We start from the raw sequence: 17,135 nt of genomic DNA, 5'->3' as shown, positions 1-17,135 counted from the left end.
ACCATGGATAACCGCCAGTCGCGCTGGCCGGCAGATACCGTCCCCCGGCCGCCGGCCCAGCGCGACTGGCGGGACACGCTCCGCGCCGCCACCGACCTGGCCCTCGCCGGGATCCTCATGACGGTGGCCGCGCTGCCCCTGGTCACCGCGGGCACCGCCGTCGGCACGGCATCCGCCGCAACAGCGAAATACACAGATCAAGAGCGCTTCCCTGGGGTACGGGAGTGCGCGCGAATCTTCGGCCGGGGCCTTCTGCCCGGGATTCCGCCACTACTCATCGCCGTCGCCGCGTTCGTGCTGCTCCGCCTCAACATCCACGCGCTCGGCGTCGGGCTGGTGCCGGGCGGCCGGCCGCTGATCTGGGCGACAGTGCTGCTCGGCCTGGCCCTCGCCGGCTTCGCGGGCCTGGTGATCACCGAGTTTGGCCGCGCCGGCGACGGCTGGCGCACTGCCACCCGCGACGCCGCCCGGCTCACCGTGGCCCGGCCGGCACTGCTGGCCGCGAGCACCGGAATCATGGCGTTCACCATCGGGCTCGGCTACCTGATCCAGGCCATCCTGGTCCCGATCCTGGCCGGCTACACGCTGCTCGCGCTGCACGTGGTCCGCCGCCGACTAGCCGATCCCGCCGCCCCGGTGACTCTTGAACTCCACCAGCACCACTGATCAACTCGCGCACGTTCCAGACCGTTCGCCATGAGCGCCGCTGACGGGACCGATGCGTGCGGGCCGTCTAGGCGCTGTATCGAAGTGGGATGCCGGGCTGCGGCGAGGCCCAGGCGGCCCCTGGACCGCGCCTCGCTCCGACCCCCACTTCGATACAGCGCCTAGGGCGTGGGTGCCGGGTCAGCCTGCGGCGAAGTGCTGGACGCGGAAGCTGTTGGTGCCGCTGGCGCAGATGATCGTGGTCTCGTTCCAGGAGCAGGTGGAGAGTCGTGCCTCCGGCAGCGTGCCGATCTGTGTCGGATTGTCGCCGTTGTCGACGACGGCCGAGACCGGCACGCCCTCCGCGCTCGTCGCGCCGGACGGCTCGCGGTCGAAGAGCAGGAAGCTGCGCGGGTTGACGCGGGCGGCGACGCCGTTCAGATCGAAGACCGCCGTGCCGTCCTTGTCGAAGAGCGCCGACTGGAAGCTGCCGCCCTTCTCCTTGTGCCGGACCAGCAGGCCGGTGTCGGTGGAGACGATCACGCCGGTGTCGCTGAACGAGGTCAGGCCGGCCGCGGGTTTGCGCCAGGCCTCCGTACCCCCGGTGTCGGAGGGCTGCACGGCGGCCACCTCGTCCGACCCGTCTTCGGCGACGTCGGCCAGGCAGATCCTGCCCCCACCGCAGGTGATCAGCATCTTCAGCTCGCGTTCTGCGGCGCCGTTGTAGACGACCACCGGCTTGTCGCCGAGCGCATCCAGTTTGTACGCGTCGATCCGGTACCCGGTGCTCTTCGTCCCGATGTAGAGGCGCTCGGAATCGGCCACGATCTGCACGCCGATGCTCAGCGAGAGGTCTGACGGTTCGACCGCGACCGTACCCTCGGACGTGACCGTGCCGTCCGCGTCGAACACGCGGGCCTTCTTGTCCGAGCTGATCAGCACGAACCGCTGCGCGGACTCGGTGTTCCACCCCATCGGTGTCCCGCTGGCGTCGGCCGGGCCGGAGAAGTCGGCGGCCGAGCCGACCGGCGCGATCCGGTAGTAGGTGTAGCTCTTGTCGCTCGGCACGGCGAAGTTCCACCGCTCGGAGCCGTCCGACAGATCCAGGCCGATGAGCTTGCGCTGCTCCGCGTCGATCAGCAGCAGAACGTCATTGAAGATCAGAAACGTGTCCTCGGACGCCAGACTCCTGTTCCACAGGGGTGTGCCGTCCTTGCCGTACACGACGAGCGGGCGCGCCAGATCGCCGCTGGCGTCGCCGTCAGCGATCACGTAACGGTCCGTCGCGTAGAGGGCCGACCAGTTGATCGCGGTCAGCTGCGGAGTGACCTTGCGCCACGCCTCCTGGTTCTTCGCCAGGTCGATCGCGGTGATCTCAAGCGATTTGTCCGGGCGCTGCGCGGCGGCATAGGCCCGGTCCCCGGCGACAGACGTGTAGAAGTAGTAGGCCGAGCTGTCCGGCTTGTCGGCGATCGCGGGAAACGTGGTTCCCTCGTCAAGCTTCGAGAACGCGACCGGCGCGGCGCGGCCCCACGGTCCGAAATACACGACACCCGCCGTGACAAGCACGATCAGCACGACCGCGGCGGCCAGGCCGGCCAGCAGGAGCGGCCGGCGGGACCTGGGGGCCGGGCTCGGCATCGGCGCTCCGGACATCGGCACCGGCGGACCGTAGGCAGGCGGCCCGGAAGCCGGCGGGCCCGAAGCAGGCGAGCCGGACACTGGCGGGCCGGAGACAGGTGGGCCGGAGACGGGTGCGGGTGAGACCGGCTGTGGGGCGGCAGCCAGCAACTCGGCGAGCGCGCCCTCCGCGACCGGCAGCTCCGGCTGTTCCAGCACGGTCGGCGGGATGTGCAGGTCGGAGTGGAGCAGCCGGCCGACCATCGGAACGCGGGACGAGCCGCCGACCAGGAAGAGACCGGCCAGCTGGTTCGGGGCGATGCCGGCGGCGCGGATCACGCCTGCCGCCTCGTGCACGCCACGGCGGAGCAGCGGCGTGACCACATGCTCCAGCTCCTCGCGGGTCAGGTGCACCGCATGCTCGACGCCGGGGACCGCAACCGGCGCGACAGTGGTCCGGGACAGCATCTCCTTGGCGCCGCGCACGTCGTCCCAGAGCTGACGGCGGTTGCGCCACTGGGTGGTGGAGCTCGGCCGTGCCAGCGCCTGCCAGGCCGCGGCCGCCCCCAGGTTGAGCTGCTGGGTTGGCCCGTCCGGCCCGCCCTGCGGCGGCGGCCCGGTCAGTGAGCGGCCGACCTGCTCGACAAGCGCGGCATCCAGGTCCAGACCGCCCAGGTCGGCGACGCCACCGGAGCTGATCACGGAGAAGACCGGGCGGCCGGTCGGGCCGTGGCCGTCGTTGCGGACCACAGCGACGTCGAGCGTGCCGCCGCCGAAGTCGAAGACCGCAAGCGAGGAGCCGACCGGCACCGGGCGGCTGAGCACCTCGGCGAAGTAGCGGGCGGCCGCGACCGGCTCCGGCGTGAAGCGGGTGCTCGGCGGCCAGCCGGCGCGCGCCACCGCCTGGTTCAACACGTTCCGCCGGACGGGGCCCCACGCGGCCGGGTGGGTGACCATGGCCGGTGGCAGGAAGCCGACCGTCTCGACGGCCGCGCGGGCGACCGCGCCGAGCAGCGCGGCCAGCAGGTCGACGACCGGCACCTCGCCCGTGCCGAGCAGCACCGAGGTCTCGTCGATGCGGCGCTTCGGGTTGGGCTCGTAGCGGGCCGGGTCGGCCTGGGCGAGGCGTTGCGCGTCCCGCCCGACGTGCAGCCGGCCCTGCTGGTCCAGGAAGACCCCGGACGGCATGAGCGGCTGCCCGTCGAAGAGCAGCGGGCGGGTACGTCCGTCCGGGGTGTGCAACACCGCGACGGTGTTGGAGGTGCCGAGATCGACACCCAGCCCGTACGGGCCGTCCTGCCTCATGATCCGTCTCCCTGCCCACCCCCGCGTGGACCCGGGAGATCAACCTGCATGGTAGTTACCCCATGCAGGTTGTCACACCCACTGATCAGGCGTTACGACGCCGGGTGATCTCGGACAGCGCGACCGCGGCCGCGACCGAGGCGTTGAGCGACTCCACATCCGACGCCATCGGGATCGAGACCAGCAGATCGCAGGTCTCGCCGACGAGCCGGGACAGCCCGCGCCCCTCCGAGCCGACCACAACGATTGTCGGGCCGGTGGCGGCCTCCAGGTGGTAGACGTCTGTGGCGCCCTCCGCGTCCAGCCCGACCGCCATGAAGCCCGCCTGCTGGCAGGCCTTGATCGCCCTGGTCAGGTTCGTGACCTGGGCGACCGGGAGGCGGGCGGCCGCACCGGCGCTTGTGCGCCACGCGGTCGCGGTGATCCCGGCGGCACGGCGCTCCGGCACGAAGACGCCCTGCGCGCCGAACGCGGCGGCGGACCTGATCACGGCGCCGAGGTTGCGCGGGTCGGTGACGCCGTCCAGCGCGACAAGCAGCGGCGCGGTGTGCTCCATCGCGGCGCTGACCATGTCGGTGAAGTCCGCGTACCCGAACGACGGCACCTGGATGCCGATGCCCTGGTGCAGCACGCCGCCGGTCATCCGGTCCAGCTCGGCGCGGGTGATCTCCATGATCGCGATGCCCTTGTCGGCGCAGAAGCGCACCGCCTCGCGGATCCGCTCGTCCTGCTCGATGCCCTGCGCCACGTAGAGCGCGGTCGCGGGCACGCCGGAGCGCAGCGCCTCGACCACCGGGTTGCGGCCGACAAGCAGCTCGGGCGAGTCCTTCGGCGGGTTGGAGCGGCGGCCCGGCGCGATCCGCGGACCGCGCGCGCCGACCTTGCCCGCGCCCCGGCCACCGGCCAGCGCGCCACGGCCGGACGAGCTCCGGCCGGCCCCGGGGGCGCCACGGCCGGTGCCGTTCCGTCCCCAGGTGGTGTCCTTCGAGCCGGGAACGCCGATCTTGGGCGCACGGCCCTCCGCGGCGGCGGCCCGTCGCTCCTTGTCCTGCTTGCGCGCGGTCTTCTCCGGCAGGTCCTCCGTGCCGGAGTAGCCCTTGTGCCAGGGACGCTCGTCCGCCGGCAGCGTGCGGCCGCGACCGGCCAGGCCGTCGCGGTTCTTACCGCCGGAACCGGACGGCGCGCCCCGCTTCGGCGTGACGCGCTTGTTCCTGCGCTGCGAATTGCCCGGCATCAGTGCTGCTCCCCAATGGTCCATCGTGGCCCGGCCGGGGTGTCCTCCACCGCGATGCCGGCGTTCTTGAGCTGGTCGCGCACGGCGTCCGCGGCCTGCCAGTCCTTACGTCCGCGGGCGGCGGTGCGCTGTTCGAGCGCGAGCGCGACCAGCGAGTCGACGATCCCGCGGAGGTCGTCTCCGCCATTCCCGGCCGACCAGGCCGGGTCAAGCGGGTCGACGCCGAAGATGTCGAGCATGGCTCGCACCTCGGCCAGCGCGGTGGCGACCGTATCCCGCTCGCCCGCGCTGAGCGCGCTGTTACCGCGCGTCATCGACTCGTGCACGACCGCGAGCGCCGCGGACGTGTTCAGATCATCGTTCATGGCGGTGGCGAACGCGGGCGGGATGTCGCCGAGGTCACCCACGCCGACAAGCTCGACCGCGCGCTGCACGAAGCCCTCGATCCGCCGGTACGCCACGGCGGCCTCCTGCAACGCCTCGTCCGAGTAGTCGATCGTCGACCGGTAGTGCGGCTGCGCCTCGTAGTAGCGCAGCTCCACCGGGCGGACGCCGAGGCCCGCCACGTGGTCGAGATCGAGCACGTTCCCGAGCGACTTGCTCATCTTCGAGGAACCGAGGTTGAGCAGCGCGTGGTGCACCCAGTAGTTGGCGAAGCCGAAGCCGGCCGCCCTGGACTGGGCGATCTCGTTCTCGTGGTGGGGGAACTGCAGGTCCAGCCCGCCGCCGTGGATGTCGAACTCCTCACCCAGGTAGCGCCAGGACATGGCGGAGCACTCGATGTGCCAGCCGGGGCGGCCGCGGCCCCACGGCGACGGCCAGTTGCCGGCCGGCGGTTCGGACTCCTTGACGCCCTTCCACAGCGCGAAGTCGCGCGGGTCCCGCTTGATCCGGGCCGGGCCGTCCGGCGCGTTCTTCATCTCGTCCGGGTGCTGGCCGGAGAGCGCGCCGTACGCCGGGAAGTCGCGCACGGAGAAGTAGACGTCGCCGCAGCCGTCCGGCGACGGGTAGGCGTGACCGCTCTCGATCAGCTTCGCGATGATCTGCTGGATCTCCGGGATGTGGCCTGTCGCGCGCGGCTCGTAGGTAGGCGGCAGCACGTTGAGCGACCGGTACGCGGCCGCGAGCTTGACCTCGTTCTCGTACGCGATGGCCCAGAACGGACGGCCCTGCTCGGTCGACTTGGCGAGGATCTTGTCGTCGATGTCCGTCACGTTCCGTACAAACGTCACGTCATATCCGGAGTGGATCAGCCAGCGGCGCAGCACGTCGTAGTTGACACCGGAGCGAAGGTGGCCGATGTGCGGCACGGACTGCACTGTGAGACCACACAGGTAGATGCCGGCCTTGCCGGGTGAACGCGGGACGAAGTCCCGCACCGACCGGGTCGCGGTGTCGTACAAGCGCAGTGTCACCCTGCAAGGGTAGCGGCCGGTCCCCTCATCTCGGGGACCGGCCATCGTACAGGTGGATGATCTTGATTAGGCTGTTACGGCCTCACCCAGGGCTTCAGCGGCGTGGTCACGGCCGAGTAGGCGTCGACGACGCCGTAGCCGTAGAACCCGTTGAAGTTCTTCGTGCCCTGGCAGAGCGCGTCGAACTCGGCCGGGCGACCCTCCTGCGTGTAGCTGACGAGTGCCGGCGTCGGGCAGGCCTTCTCCGCCGCGGTGCGGTAGAGGTGCTGCTCGACCAGGTCCGGCGCGAGCGTCAGGCCGCCCTTGCGCCAGTCCCTCGTGCCGAACTTGCTGACGATCAGCGCGGTGACACCGGCGGCGTGCGGCGACGCCATCGAGGTGCCCTGCAGGTAGGTGTAGTAGCCGCACTTGCCGGCCTTGGTGCAGTCCTTGAACACGAAGTCCGCGGCGTCCGGAAGCACGTTGCCGTTCGCGTCGACGGTGCCCTCCTCCTGCAGCACCTTCAGCGGGTACGACGAGAGGATCATGTTCGCGTCGGTCTGGAACGAGTCGGTTCCGTACCCGTCGCGGAACCAGCCGCCCGGTGCGGCGACGGAGATCTGCTCCGTGCCGTAGTTGGAGAAGTCCGACTTACGGCCGGACGGGCCGAGCGAGGAGACGCCGATCACGAACGGGCCCTCGGTCGGCAGGTCCCAGCAGGTCGCGTTGTCGATCGGCCGCGGGCGCACGGTGTCACCCGGGTAGTTCGGGCTGCCCACGTCGGTCCGCGGCTTACCGAGGTCCTCGTGGTTGTTGCCGAGCGCGCCGACAAGCGTCACACCCTTGTTGTGGGCGTAGGTGAGCGCGCGCTTCATCGCCGTGATGATCGCCCGCTGCTCCGCCTGCTCCTGCGCGGAGTCGGCCGGGTTGCCGAGGCAGTTGTAGAGCCACGGGTCGACATAGAAGGACATGTTCACCACGTCCAGCCCGGCGTCGCCCGCGTAGGTGAGCGCGTTGACGACCGACTCCAGGAAGAAGTAACCGGAGTCCTGGCCGCCCTTGAGCTCGACAAGCGTCACGTTCGGCGCGATGCCGGAGACGCCGACGCCGTTGGCCGCGGCGCCGATCGTGCCCGCGACGTGCGTGCCGTGGCCCGCGTCGTCCGTGCCGACCGGGTCGAGACAGCTCGCCACCTCGCACGGGCCGTCGATCGCCGCGATGTCCGGCGCGAAGTTGCGGGAGAGGCTGCGGCTGAAGTTCGCCGCGAGGTCGGGGTTGCTCGCGTCCAGGCCGGTGTCGAGCACGCCCACCGTCACGCCCTTGTTGCCCGACTCCACCCGGCGGGCGTCGTCGGCGCGGATCATCTCCAGGCCCCAGAGCCGGTCGTCGAGCGGGTCCAGCTTCGGCCCCTTGTGGGGTCCGCCGCCCCTGTTCCGGGCCGCCTTCTTAGCGGCGTCCAGCAGGTGTTCCTGCTCCACGAGGTCGATCTTCGGCGCCTGGCCGATCGCCCTGTCCGCGCTCGACGCACCGATCAGCGCCGACGACGCGGTCGCCTTGGACGCGAAGTCGCCAGCGCCGCTGCTCACCGTGAACGTGCCGACACTGTCGTTGCTTGACACGACAGTGCCGCCGGCCGCCGCGATGGCCGCCTTCGCCGAGTCGGCACTGACCCCGTCCTCGGCGACCACTGTGTATTCGGTAAGGGCGGTACCCGACGGCGCGGCGGTGGCCGCACCGGCCGGAACCGCCAGCACCAACGCCAGCCCGGTCACGGTCGCGACCGAGCCGGCGGTGAAGCGTCTGCTCGCCATGTGCTTCCTCTCGAGAGTCGAGACGGCCGTCGATGACGGCCTGGAAGCATCCCACCCGATCTCGAAGAATTCGCATAGAGGAATGCACAAATTCTTTACAGAGGCGTAGTGGGCGAAACAGGTGTGCTACGGACGTGTCATACGAAGCACGTCGAGAGCGGTGTCCAGCTGCTCCTCGGTGAGCTTTCCGGAGGCCACGTGGCCTCGCTCCACGACCACCTCGCGGATCGACTTGTTCTCCTTGAGCGCCTGCTTCGCGATCGCGGCGGCCTCGTCGTACCCCAGGTGGCGGTTGAGCGGTGTGACGATCGACGGCGAGCCCTCCGCGTAACCGCGGGTGACCTCGATGTCCGCCTCCAGGCCGTCGATGCAGCGGTCGGCGAGCAGCCGGGACACGTTCGCCACCAGCTTGATCGACTCCAGCAGGTTGCGGCCCATCACCGGAAGCATCACGTTCAGCTCGAAGTCGCCCTGCGAGCCGGCGAACGCGACGGCCGCGTCGTTGCCGATCACCTGCGCGACGACCTGGCGGGCCGCCTCCGGCACCACCGGGTTCACCTTGCCCGGCATGATCGACGAGCCGGGCTGCAGGTCCGGCAGGCGCAGCTCACGCAGGCCGGCCCGCGGTCCCGAGCCCATCCAGCGGATGTCGTTGGCGATCTTGTAGAGCCCGGTGGCGATCGTGCGCACCTGGCCGGACGTCTCGACAAGCGCGTCCCGCGCGCCCTGCGCCTCGAAGTGGTTGCGCGCCTCGCTCAGCGGCAGGCCGGTGGCGTCGCGCAGCTTGCCGATCACGGCGGCCGCGAAGCCGGGCGGCGTGTTCACACCGGTGCCGACCGCGGTACCGCCGAGCGGCAGCTCCGCGAGCCGGGGCAGCGTGGACTCCAGGCGCTCGACGCCGTACCGCACCTGCGCGGCGTAGCCGGAGAACTCCTGGCCGAGCGTGACCGGCGTGGCGTCCATCAGGTGGGTGCGGCCGGACTTGACCACCTCCGCCCACTCCTCCGCCTTGCGGCTCAACGCATCCCCGAGGTATGCCAGCGCCGGGATCAGATCGTGCGTGACCGCCTGCGTGGCGGCCAGGTGGATCGAGGACGGGAACACGTCGTTGCTCGACTGCGACGCGTTCACGTGGTCGTTCGGGTGCACCTCGCGGCCCAGCTCACGGGCGGCCAGCGTGGCGATCACCTCGTTGGTGTTCATGTTGGACGAGGTGCCGGAGCCGGTCTGGAACACGTCGATCGGGAACTGGTCGTCGTAGCCGCCGTCCGCCACGTGCGCGGCAGCGGTCCCGATCGCGGCCGCCACGTCCGCGTCGATCACGCCGAGTTCCGCGTTCACCGCGGCGGCCGCCCCCTTGATCTGTGCCAGGGCCCGGATGTGCGCCGGTTCCAGTCCCCGGCCGGAGATCGGGAAGTTCTCCACGGCCCGCTGGGTCTGGGCCCGCCACAACGCGCTCGCCGGCACCCGGACCTCGCCCATGGTGTCGTGCTCGATCCGGAATTCGCTCTCGTTGGCAGTCACCGCCCCATCCTCCCTCCACCGCGCGCCAACCGCAGTTGATCTCCAGCACGCTTTCAGGCGACGCCCATCTCGCCGAAGATCACCCGGGCGCGCTCGCGGTGCTGCCGGGCCTCCTCCGGCTCCCGGCGTCGCAGGCACTCGCCGAGGCCGGCCAGCGCGCGGGCCTGCTCGTACCGGTGCCCGATCTGCACGCAGATGGCCAACGACCGCCGGTACGCCGTGGCCGCCGCCACCTCGTCCCCACCCGCCAGCAGCGTGGCCGCGAGGTCGTTGCCGACCATCGCCTCGCCCTGCCGGTCACCGACCGTGCGCATGATCCGCAGCGCCTCCTGGTGATGCTGCTCCGCCTCGCCCAGCCGGCCCTGCAGGTGGCGCGCGGTGCCGAGGTCGTTGAGCACCTCGGCCTCGTTGTACGGGATCCCCCGCTGGCGGCGCAGCGCGGCGACGAGCCGCCGGGCGCCCGCGTCCGCCTCGCCGATCCGCACCCGGACCGCGCCGATGTGGCCGAGCGCGACCGTGACGTTGTGCTGGTCCCGGCGCTCGGAAGCGAGCAGCAGGTGGCGGCGGTGGTAGTGCAGCGCCTCCTCGTACCGGCCGAGCAGCGCCGCGACGAAGCCCATCTTCGGGAGGTGAAGCATCCGGCCCCGGTCGTCGCCGAGCCGCTCCCAGACCGCGTAGGCCGCGCGCGCGTTCGCAAGCGCCTCCGGCAGCAGGCCCATCATCAGCTGCACCGCGGAGAGGTTGCCGCGGGTGGTCGCGGCACCCCTGTCGTCACCGAGCCGCTCGCGCAGGCGCAGCGACTCGGTCAGGTGCGTCACCGCCTGCCGGTACCGGCCGGTGCGGTAGTAGGACGAGGCCAGGTAGTTGAGCACCTGCGCCACGGCCGCGTCGTCGCCGGCCAGCAGCGCCGCGGCCAGCCCGCGCTCGTGAAGCACGATCAGGTCGTCGTGGTACGCGTTGACGTACAGGAACCGCCACGCCGCCCGCGCCAGCCACCAGGCGTAATGCGCGTGCCCGGCGCCGATCGCCCGGTCCGCGAGCGCGATCAGCCCGCCGCGCTCGTCCTCCAGCCAGCGCAGCTTGCTCGGCAGCGCGTCGATCAGATCGGGGCGCTGCGCGGGTCCCCAGCCGCGTACGTCGCCGGAGGTGTGCGCCTCCATCGCCACAGTGGCCGCATCCGCCGCGTGCAGGTAGAAGTCGAGCAGCCGGCCGACCGCGGCGTGCCGCTCGGGCAGCGGGTCCCGGGCCGCCAGCCCGGCGGCGAACTCGCGCATCAGGTCGTGCAGGCGGTAGCGCCCGGCCTGCGGCTCCTCGACCAGGTGCCAGTCCACCAGGTCGTCGAGCACGTCCTGCGCGTCGTCGAGCGGCAGGTCGGCGAGCGCGGCAGTGGTGAACGCGTCGAACCGGTCCCCCGGGTGCAGGCCGAGCAGCCGGAACACGCGCTGGGCGACGGCCGGCAGATGCGCGTAGGACAGGTCGAACGCGCTGGCCACCGTGCGTTCCTCGGCGGCCAGCTCGGGCAGCGCGGAGCGTCCGGCCAGCCGGCGGGCGAGGTCCGCGACCTTCCACCGGGGACGGTGCGCGAGCCGGGCCGCGGCCAGCCGGATGGCCAGCGGCAGGTGCCCGCAGCAGCGCACCACCTCGGCCGCGGCGTCCGGCTCGGCGCGGACCCGGTCGCCGGCGATCCGGGCCAGCAGGTCGACGGCCTCGGCCTCGGAGAGCACCGGAAGCGACTCGGGGCGTACCGCGTCCAGGCCGAGCAGGCGACGCCGGCTGGTGATCAGCGCGAGGCTGCCCGCGGAGGCCGGAAGGAGCGGCGCGATCTGCGCGGTGCTCGCCACGTTGTCGAGCACGACGAGCGCGCGCCGGGAGGCCAGCTCGCTGCGCCAGAGCGCGACCCTGTCATCCATGTCGACAGGGATCCGGTCGCCGGGCAGGCCGAGCTGGCGCAGCAGCGTGACAAGCGCAGCCGAGGCGTCGAGCGGGCGGCGCAGGCTGTGCCCGTGCAGGTCGATGAAGAGCTGCGCGTCCGGGTAGCGCGGCGCGACCAGGTTCGCCACGTGCACGGCCAGGGTGGTCTTGCCGCTGCCGGCCATGCCGTCGATCACCTGGATGACCGGGCCGTCGAAGCTCGCGTGCTCGACCGCGTGCACAAGCCGGTCGACCGCCTCGGCCCGGCCGGTGAAGTCCGCGACGGTACGCGGCAGCGCGCGCACCGGCGGCGTCACGTCCCGCTGCGCGGGCGCGGTCGCCACCTCGCCGGTGAGGATCTGCCGGTGCACCTCGCGCAACGCCGGACCGGGCTCGATGCCCAGTTCGGAGGCGAGCGCCTCCCGCGCGTCCCGGTAGACCGCGAGCGCGTCCGCCTGCCGCCCGGCCCGGTAGAGCGCGATCATCAGCTGGCCGCGCAGCCGTTCCCGTAGCGGGTGCCGCTCGACCAGCCCGGTCAGGCCGCTGATCGCCTCGCGTTCCAGGCCGAGGCGCAACTCCACGTCGAAGGTGTCCTCGATGGCCAGCAGCCGCTGCTCGTCGAGCGCGGCGGCGGCGCGGCGCACGGCCGGGCTGTTGATCCCGGCAAGCGTGGGCCCCTGCCAGAGCGAGAGCGCGGTCCGGAAGTGGTCGCGGGCCTCGGTCCACTCCTCCTTCTCCACAGCGAGACGGGCCTGCGCGAGACGGCGGGCGAAGACGTGCACGTCGATCTGGTCCGGGTCCGCGACCAGGCGATATCCGGCCGGGTCGGTGACGATCAGGTCCGCGGGCAGGCCGGCCGCGGCGAACGCGCGCCGGATCCGGGAGACGCTGCTCTGCAGCTGGCCGCGGGCGGTGGCGGGCGGCGACTCGTCCCACAACGCGTCGACCAGCTGATCGGTCGACACCACATGAAGCGAGTTGAGCAGCAGCATGGCGAGTACGACCCGGTCCCGCCCGGCGGCGACCGGCGCGTCCACCTCACCGTTGGCGGCCCGGAGCGGCCCTAGGACGCCGAACCACATCGCGCCTCCCGCTTGTCCGCCGGAACTGATCCGCCGGCCGTGAGAGCGGAACGGCAGCGAATCGGAAGCGGCGCCCGGCAGGCTATGGCCGCGGATGTGTGAACACGTCTTGCAAGAACACCTCGGGGGTGGTCGCCTGCCCGTCCGTGCGTCACCACGGCCGGGCGGGCATGCGACCAGCGAGACATGGCGACTACCGACGACCCACGGTCAGGACCGGCTTGGTGACCTCGGCGAAGAAGTCGTTGCCCTTGTCGTCCACCACGATGAACGCGGGGAAGTCCTCCACCTCGATCTTCCAGACTGCCTCCATGCCCAGCTCGGGGTACTCGAGCACCTCGACGTGGCGGATGCAGTCCTGGGCCAGGCGTGCGGCCGGGCCGCCGATCGAGCCGAGGTAGAAGCCGCCGTGCCGGTGGCAGGCCTCGGTGACGCCGCGGGACCTGTTGCCCTTGGCAAGCATCACCATGCTGCCGCCCGCGGCCTGGAACTTCTCCACATAGGCGTCCATCCGGCCGGCTGTGGTCGGGCCGAACGAGCCGGACGCGTACCCCTCGGGGGTCTTCGCCGGTCCGGCGTAGTAGACCGCGTGGTCGCGCAGGTACTGCGGCATCTGACCGCCGTTGTCGAGCAGCTCGGCGATCTTCGCGTGGGCGATGTCGCGCGCCACCACAAGCGGGCCGGTAAGCGAGAGCCGGGTCTTCACCGGGTAGCGGGACAGTTCCGCACGGATCTCGTCCATCGGGCGGTTGAGATCGATCTTGACGACCGCGTCGGTCTCCAGCGTCTCGTCGGTGACGTCCGGCAGGAAGCGGGCCGGGTCGGTCTCCAGCTTCTCAAGCCACACGCCGGACGGGGTGATCTTGGCGACCGCCTGCCGGTCCGCGGAGCAGGAGACCGCGATCGCGACCGGGCAGGACGCGCCGTGCCGGGGCAGCCTGACCACGCGCACGTCGTGGCAGAAGTACCTGCCGCCGAACTGCGCGCCAATGCCGAACTGGCGGGTCAGCTCAAGCACCTCCGCCTCCAGTTCCACGTCGCGGAAGCCGTGCGCAAGCATCGAGCCGGAGGTGGGGAGCGTGTCCAGGTACTTCGCGCTGGCCAGTTTCGCCGTCTTCAGCGCGTGCTCGCCGGAGGTGCCGCCGATCACGACCGCCAGGTGGTACGGCGGGCAGGCCGCGGTGCCGATCAGGCGCAGCTTCTCCTCCAGGAACTGCATCATCCGCGTGGGATTCAGCAGCGCCTTCGTCTCCTGGTAGAGGAAGGACTTGTTGGCCGAGCCGCCGCCCTTGGCCATGAACAGGAACTTGTACGCGTCCGGGTGCCCGCCCGGGTCCTCCGCGTACAGCTCGATCTGCGCCGGCAGGTTGGTGCCGGTGTTCCGCTCGTCCCACATGGTGATCGGCGCGAGCTGCGAGTACCGGAGATTCAGCCGGGTGTACGCCTCGTAGACGCCGCGCGCGATCGCCTCCTCGTCAAGCCCGTCGGTGAGCACGTGCCGGCCGCGCTTGCCCATCACGATCGCGGTGCCGGTGTCCTGGCACATCGGCAGCACGCCGCCGGCCGCGATGTTCGCGTTGCGCAGCAGGTCGGTGGCGACGAAGCGGTCGTTCGGCGAGGCGGCCGGGTCGTCGATGATGGACCGCAGCTGGGTGAGGTGCGCCGGGCGCAGGTAGTGCGCGATGTCGTGCATCGCCTCCGCGGTGAGCTGGGTCAGCACGGCCGGCTCGACGGTCAGGAATCGGCGGCCGCCCGGACCGTTCACCACGTCGACGCCCTCGTCGCTCACGAGGCGGTACTCGGTCAGGTCTTCCCCGAGCGGCAGCAGGGGGGCATGGGAGAAGGCGGCGGCACTGCTCATGAGCGGAAAGCCTAGGCCAGTCCGGACACGGGCACGGTGACCGGTCCGTCGCTACTTGCCGGAGACCCCGCAATTGGGCTGTTTTTCGCCCCCGCAGTCGGTTTGGGTGCCGGATTGGCCGCCCGTTTGGTCGGAGTTTCCGCCATTGGCAAGTTGAGACCCGTAAGGCACGTAGCCGATGTCCCGGCCGTCGCCGATCACCAGACCGGCCGGGCCGACCGCGAGCACGTCCGCGCCGGAGCGCAGCTGGGCCAGGAGCGCACCGTCGGCCGGCGCGAGCGCGATGACCCGGTCCGGGTCCTTCTCGATCACCACGATCGCGAACCTGGCGATCGCGGCCTGGGTGTCCTCATCGGCGTTCCGGGACCAGGCCACGCCCGACTCGCCGAGCACATAGCCGCGCAGCAGCCGGTTGTCCGCGGAGCGCACGGCCGCGTACCTATCGTCCACGGAGAGCACCCGGTCGCCGGGGTCGCCGGTCCAGAGCATGCGGCCGTCGTACATGTCAGCGATCACCTCACGGCGGTCCGGCGCCACGCCGAGCACCACGTTGCGCCCGCCGCTCGGGTCGTCGCGCTGCGCGCACCCGGCGGTCTCCGCGGTCCGCAGGTTGAGCGCGGTCTGCTTCCACACCTCGCGCCCGGTTCCCGCCTCGTGGCCGGAGACAGTGAAGTAGCAGGTGCCGTCCGCGGACTGGGCCAGCACCCGGATCACCCGGCCACCGGCCGTGGTCACACGTTCCTCCCGGCCCGGGTCCGTCACCCGGGCCACCCGGCCGGTCGCGGTCTCCACCACGTAGACCTTGTTGTCGATCGGCAGTCCCAGCAGCACCGGCGCGGGCTGCGGCCCGGCCGCGTCGTCGTTGACCCGGGGCGTGGTGAGCAGCTGCGTGCCGAACGACTTCGGGTTGTCCGCGCTCAGCCCGACCTGGATGCCGGGCAGGTCGGTGGACCACAGCGGCGCGGCACCGCGTGGTTCCCAGGCGGAGAGCACGCAATCCTTGGCGGCGAAGCACCGCACGTCGAGCAGCAGGTTCCGGTAGGTCCAGACACCGATCGCATCAGTGCTCTGCCGCAGCACCGTACCGTTGGCGGGGTTGATCACCTGGTAGCCCTTGACGAGCAGCTCGCCGGTCAGCACCACCGCGTCGTTGCCGTCGCCGGCCACCGCGTTCCAGCTGATCCCGGTCTTCTCCCAGGCCACGCCGCCGCTGGCGATCGCCCGGCCCTCGACCGCGTCGCCCCGGTCGACGATCACGGCGCCGCCCGCGATCGTGACCGTGCGGGGTAGCGCGCCGACCCGCTGCTGCCAGAGCGGCGCCGGCTCGGAGAGCGTGCCGCTCTGGTTAACCCAGGCCAGCAGGCCGGGCCACGGGTTCCAGACGTTCGTCAGCGCCAGCGTGACAAGCGCGACTACGGCAAGGATCAGCCAGCACCGCACACAGATCCGCCGGCCGTTCGCCACGCGCCCACGCTAACCAGGCTGATCACGATGGTCCCGCTTGCACATTTCCCGCCTGTCCATAACAAATAAGATCAAAACCGGCCATCGAGGGTACGCCGTAAGCTGTTGACCATGCTTCGCCGAGTTGTCGGAACGCGGTACGTGACACCGCTTCGTGAGGGTGGATCACTGCCCGGCGTGATCGAGGCCGACGACCTCGGCACCTACGTGGTCAAGTTCTCCGGCGCCGGCCAGGGCCCGAAGGCGCTGGTCGCCGAGGTGATCGCGGGCGAGCTGGCCCGCCGCCTCGGCCTGCCAGTCCCCGAGCTCGTGGTGCTCGAGCTGGACCCGGTGATCGCCCGCGCCGAGCCGGACGAGGAGGTCCAGGAGCTGCTGAAACACTCCGGCGGCGACAACCTCGGCATGGACTTCCTGCCCGGCGCGTTCGGCTTCGACCCGCTCGCGCACCCGGTCGACCCGCTGCTCGCCTCCCGGATCCTCTGGTTCGACGCGTTCACCGAGAACGTAGACCGCAGCTGGCGCAACCCGAACCTGCTGACCTGGCACCACGGCGGCCTCTGGCTGATCGACCACGGCGCCGCGCTCTACTTCCACCACAACTGGCCGCGCGCGGGCGCGGTGGTGCACAGGCCGTTCAAGGGCGACGACCACGTGCTCGCACCGTTCGCCACCCGGCTTGCCGAGGCGGACGCCGCGCTCGGCCCGCAGATCACGTCCGCGCTGCTGACCGAGGTGCTGGCGCTGGTGCCGGACGGCTGGCTGGCCGCGCCGGACAGCGTGGACCCGTCGTTGGCCACGCCGGACGGCGTACGGGCGGCCTATCACGATCACCTGCTGGCCCGCGCGGCCGGCCGGGACGCATGGCTCCCGGCGGGAGTGGCGAAGTGACCGAACTCTTCGAGTACGCGCTGGTCCGGGTAATGCCCAGGATCGAGCGCGGCGAGCAGATCAACGTGGGCGTGATCCTCTACTGCCAGCGGGCCGGTTTCCTCGCCGCCCGCACCCAGCTGGACCTGGACCGGCTGCGCGCGCTGGACCGGACCGCCGACGTGGACGCCGTGCTCGGCGCGCTGCGGTCGTTCGAGGTCACCACCGCGGGCGACGTGGTCTGCGGGCCGGCCTCCGGCATGCGCCCGGGCGAGCGTTTCCGCTGGCTGACCGCGCCGCGCAGCACGATCATCCAGACCGGCCCGGTGCACACCGGGCTGACCGGGGATCCGGGCGCGGAGCTGGAGCGACTGATGGACGTGCTCGTCAGGTAGCTGGCGCTCGCAGACATTCCTC

Annotated in this window: 11 protein-coding genes; 3 read left to right on the top strand and 8 right to left on the bottom strand. The window is 71.4% G+C overall.

All coding sequences use genetic code 11. The features are described 5' to 3' along the window. Nucleotides 1–3: 3 nt before the first annotated feature. Nucleotides 4–666 carry a hypothetical protein gene (locus ACIA8K_RS11860; protein ID WP_396057724.1) on the top strand — a complete coding sequence of 221 codons (663 nt, stop codon included), beginning with the start codon at nt 4–6 and terminating at the stop codon, nt 664–666. 180 nt (nt 667–846) lie between these two features. Here ACIA8K_RS11860 and ACIA8K_RS11855 read toward each other — a convergent pair whose 3' ends face one another. The 8 genes from ACIA8K_RS11855 to ACIA8K_RS11820 form a co-directional block, all read right to left on the bottom strand. Continuing rightward, on the bottom strand, nt 847–3,570 hold the full coding sequence (locus ACIA8K_RS11855) for an Hsp70 family protein (RefSeq protein ID WP_396057722.1): 2,724 nt from the start codon (nt 3,568–3,570) through the stop codon (nt 847–849). A gap of 85 nt (nt 3,571–3,655) precedes the next feature. Then, nucleotides 3,656–4,804: a 23S rRNA (guanosine(2251)-2'-O)-methyltransferase RlmB gene (gene rlmB / locus ACIA8K_RS11850; protein WP_396057720.1), complete on the bottom strand. Its 1,149-nt coding sequence runs from the start codon at nt 4,802–4,804 to the stop codon at nt 3,656–3,658. Beyond that, nucleotides 4,804–6,219, bottom strand: coding sequence for a cysteine--tRNA ligase (gene cysS / locus ACIA8K_RS11845; protein ID WP_396057718.1), 1,416 nt, complete (start codon nt 6,217–6,219; stop codon nt 4,804–4,806). The genes rlmB and cysS overlap by 1 nt, the downstream gene beginning before the upstream one ends. Before the next feature lie 74 nt (nt 6,220–6,293). Continuing rightward, complete coding sequence (locus ACIA8K_RS11840) at nt 6,294–8,009, bottom strand: S8 family serine peptidase (RefSeq protein WP_396057717.1); 1,716 nt, start codon at nt 8,007–8,009, stop codon at nt 6,294–6,296. Nucleotides 8,010–8,135: 126 nt separating this feature from the next. Beyond that, nucleotides 8,136–9,533, bottom strand: a complete 1,398-nt coding sequence (locus tag ACIA8K_RS11835) for a class II fumarate hydratase (protein WP_396057716.1) — start codon at nt 9,531–9,533, stop codon at nt 8,136–8,138. A gap of 53 nt (nt 9,534–9,586) precedes the next feature. Further along, a complete protein-coding gene (locus tag ACIA8K_RS11830) occupies nt 9,587–12,526 on the bottom strand; it encodes a BTAD domain-containing putative transcriptional regulator (RefSeq protein WP_396057714.1) in 2,940 nt (979 codons plus the stop codon). Between the two features lie 193 nt (nt 12,527–12,719). Next, a complete protein-coding gene (locus tag ACIA8K_RS11825; RefSeq protein WP_396057712.1) occupies nt 12,720–14,387 on the bottom strand; it encodes a fumarate hydratase in 1,668 nt (555 codons plus the stop codon). A 51-nt stretch (nt 14,388–14,438) separates the two neighbouring features. After that, nucleotides 14,439–15,851 carry a hypothetical protein gene (locus ACIA8K_RS11820; RefSeq protein ID WP_396057710.1) on the bottom strand — a complete coding sequence of 471 codons (1,413 nt, stop codon included), beginning with the start codon at nt 15,849–15,851 and terminating at the stop codon, nt 14,439–14,441. A 111-nt stretch (nt 15,852–15,962) separates the two neighbouring features. Between ACIA8K_RS11820 and ACIA8K_RS11815 the strand changes: the two genes are divergently transcribed. Both ACIA8K_RS11815 and ACIA8K_RS11810 read left to right on the top strand, forming a co-directional pair. After that, nucleotides 15,963–16,739, top strand: a complete 777-nt coding sequence (locus tag ACIA8K_RS11815) for a HipA family kinase (protein ID WP_396057708.1) — start codon at nt 15,963–15,965, stop codon at nt 16,737–16,739. Beyond that, complete coding sequence (locus ACIA8K_RS11810; RefSeq protein WP_396057706.1) at nt 16,736–17,113, top strand: DUF3037 domain-containing protein; 378 nt, start codon at nt 16,736–16,738, stop codon at nt 17,111–17,113. The genes ACIA8K_RS11815 and ACIA8K_RS11810 overlap by 4 nt, the downstream gene beginning before the upstream one ends. The last annotated feature ends 22 nt before the right edge of the window (nt 17,114–17,135 follow it).

Source organism: Catenuloplanes sp. NPDC051500 (assembly GCF_044454585.1).
Classification (GTDB): Bacteria; Actinomycetota; Actinomycetes; order Mycobacteriales; family Micromonosporaceae; genus Catenuloplanes.
The sequence above is the reverse complement of the archived record's forward strand: the minus strand, read 5'-3'. Positions and strand labels throughout refer to the sequence as shown.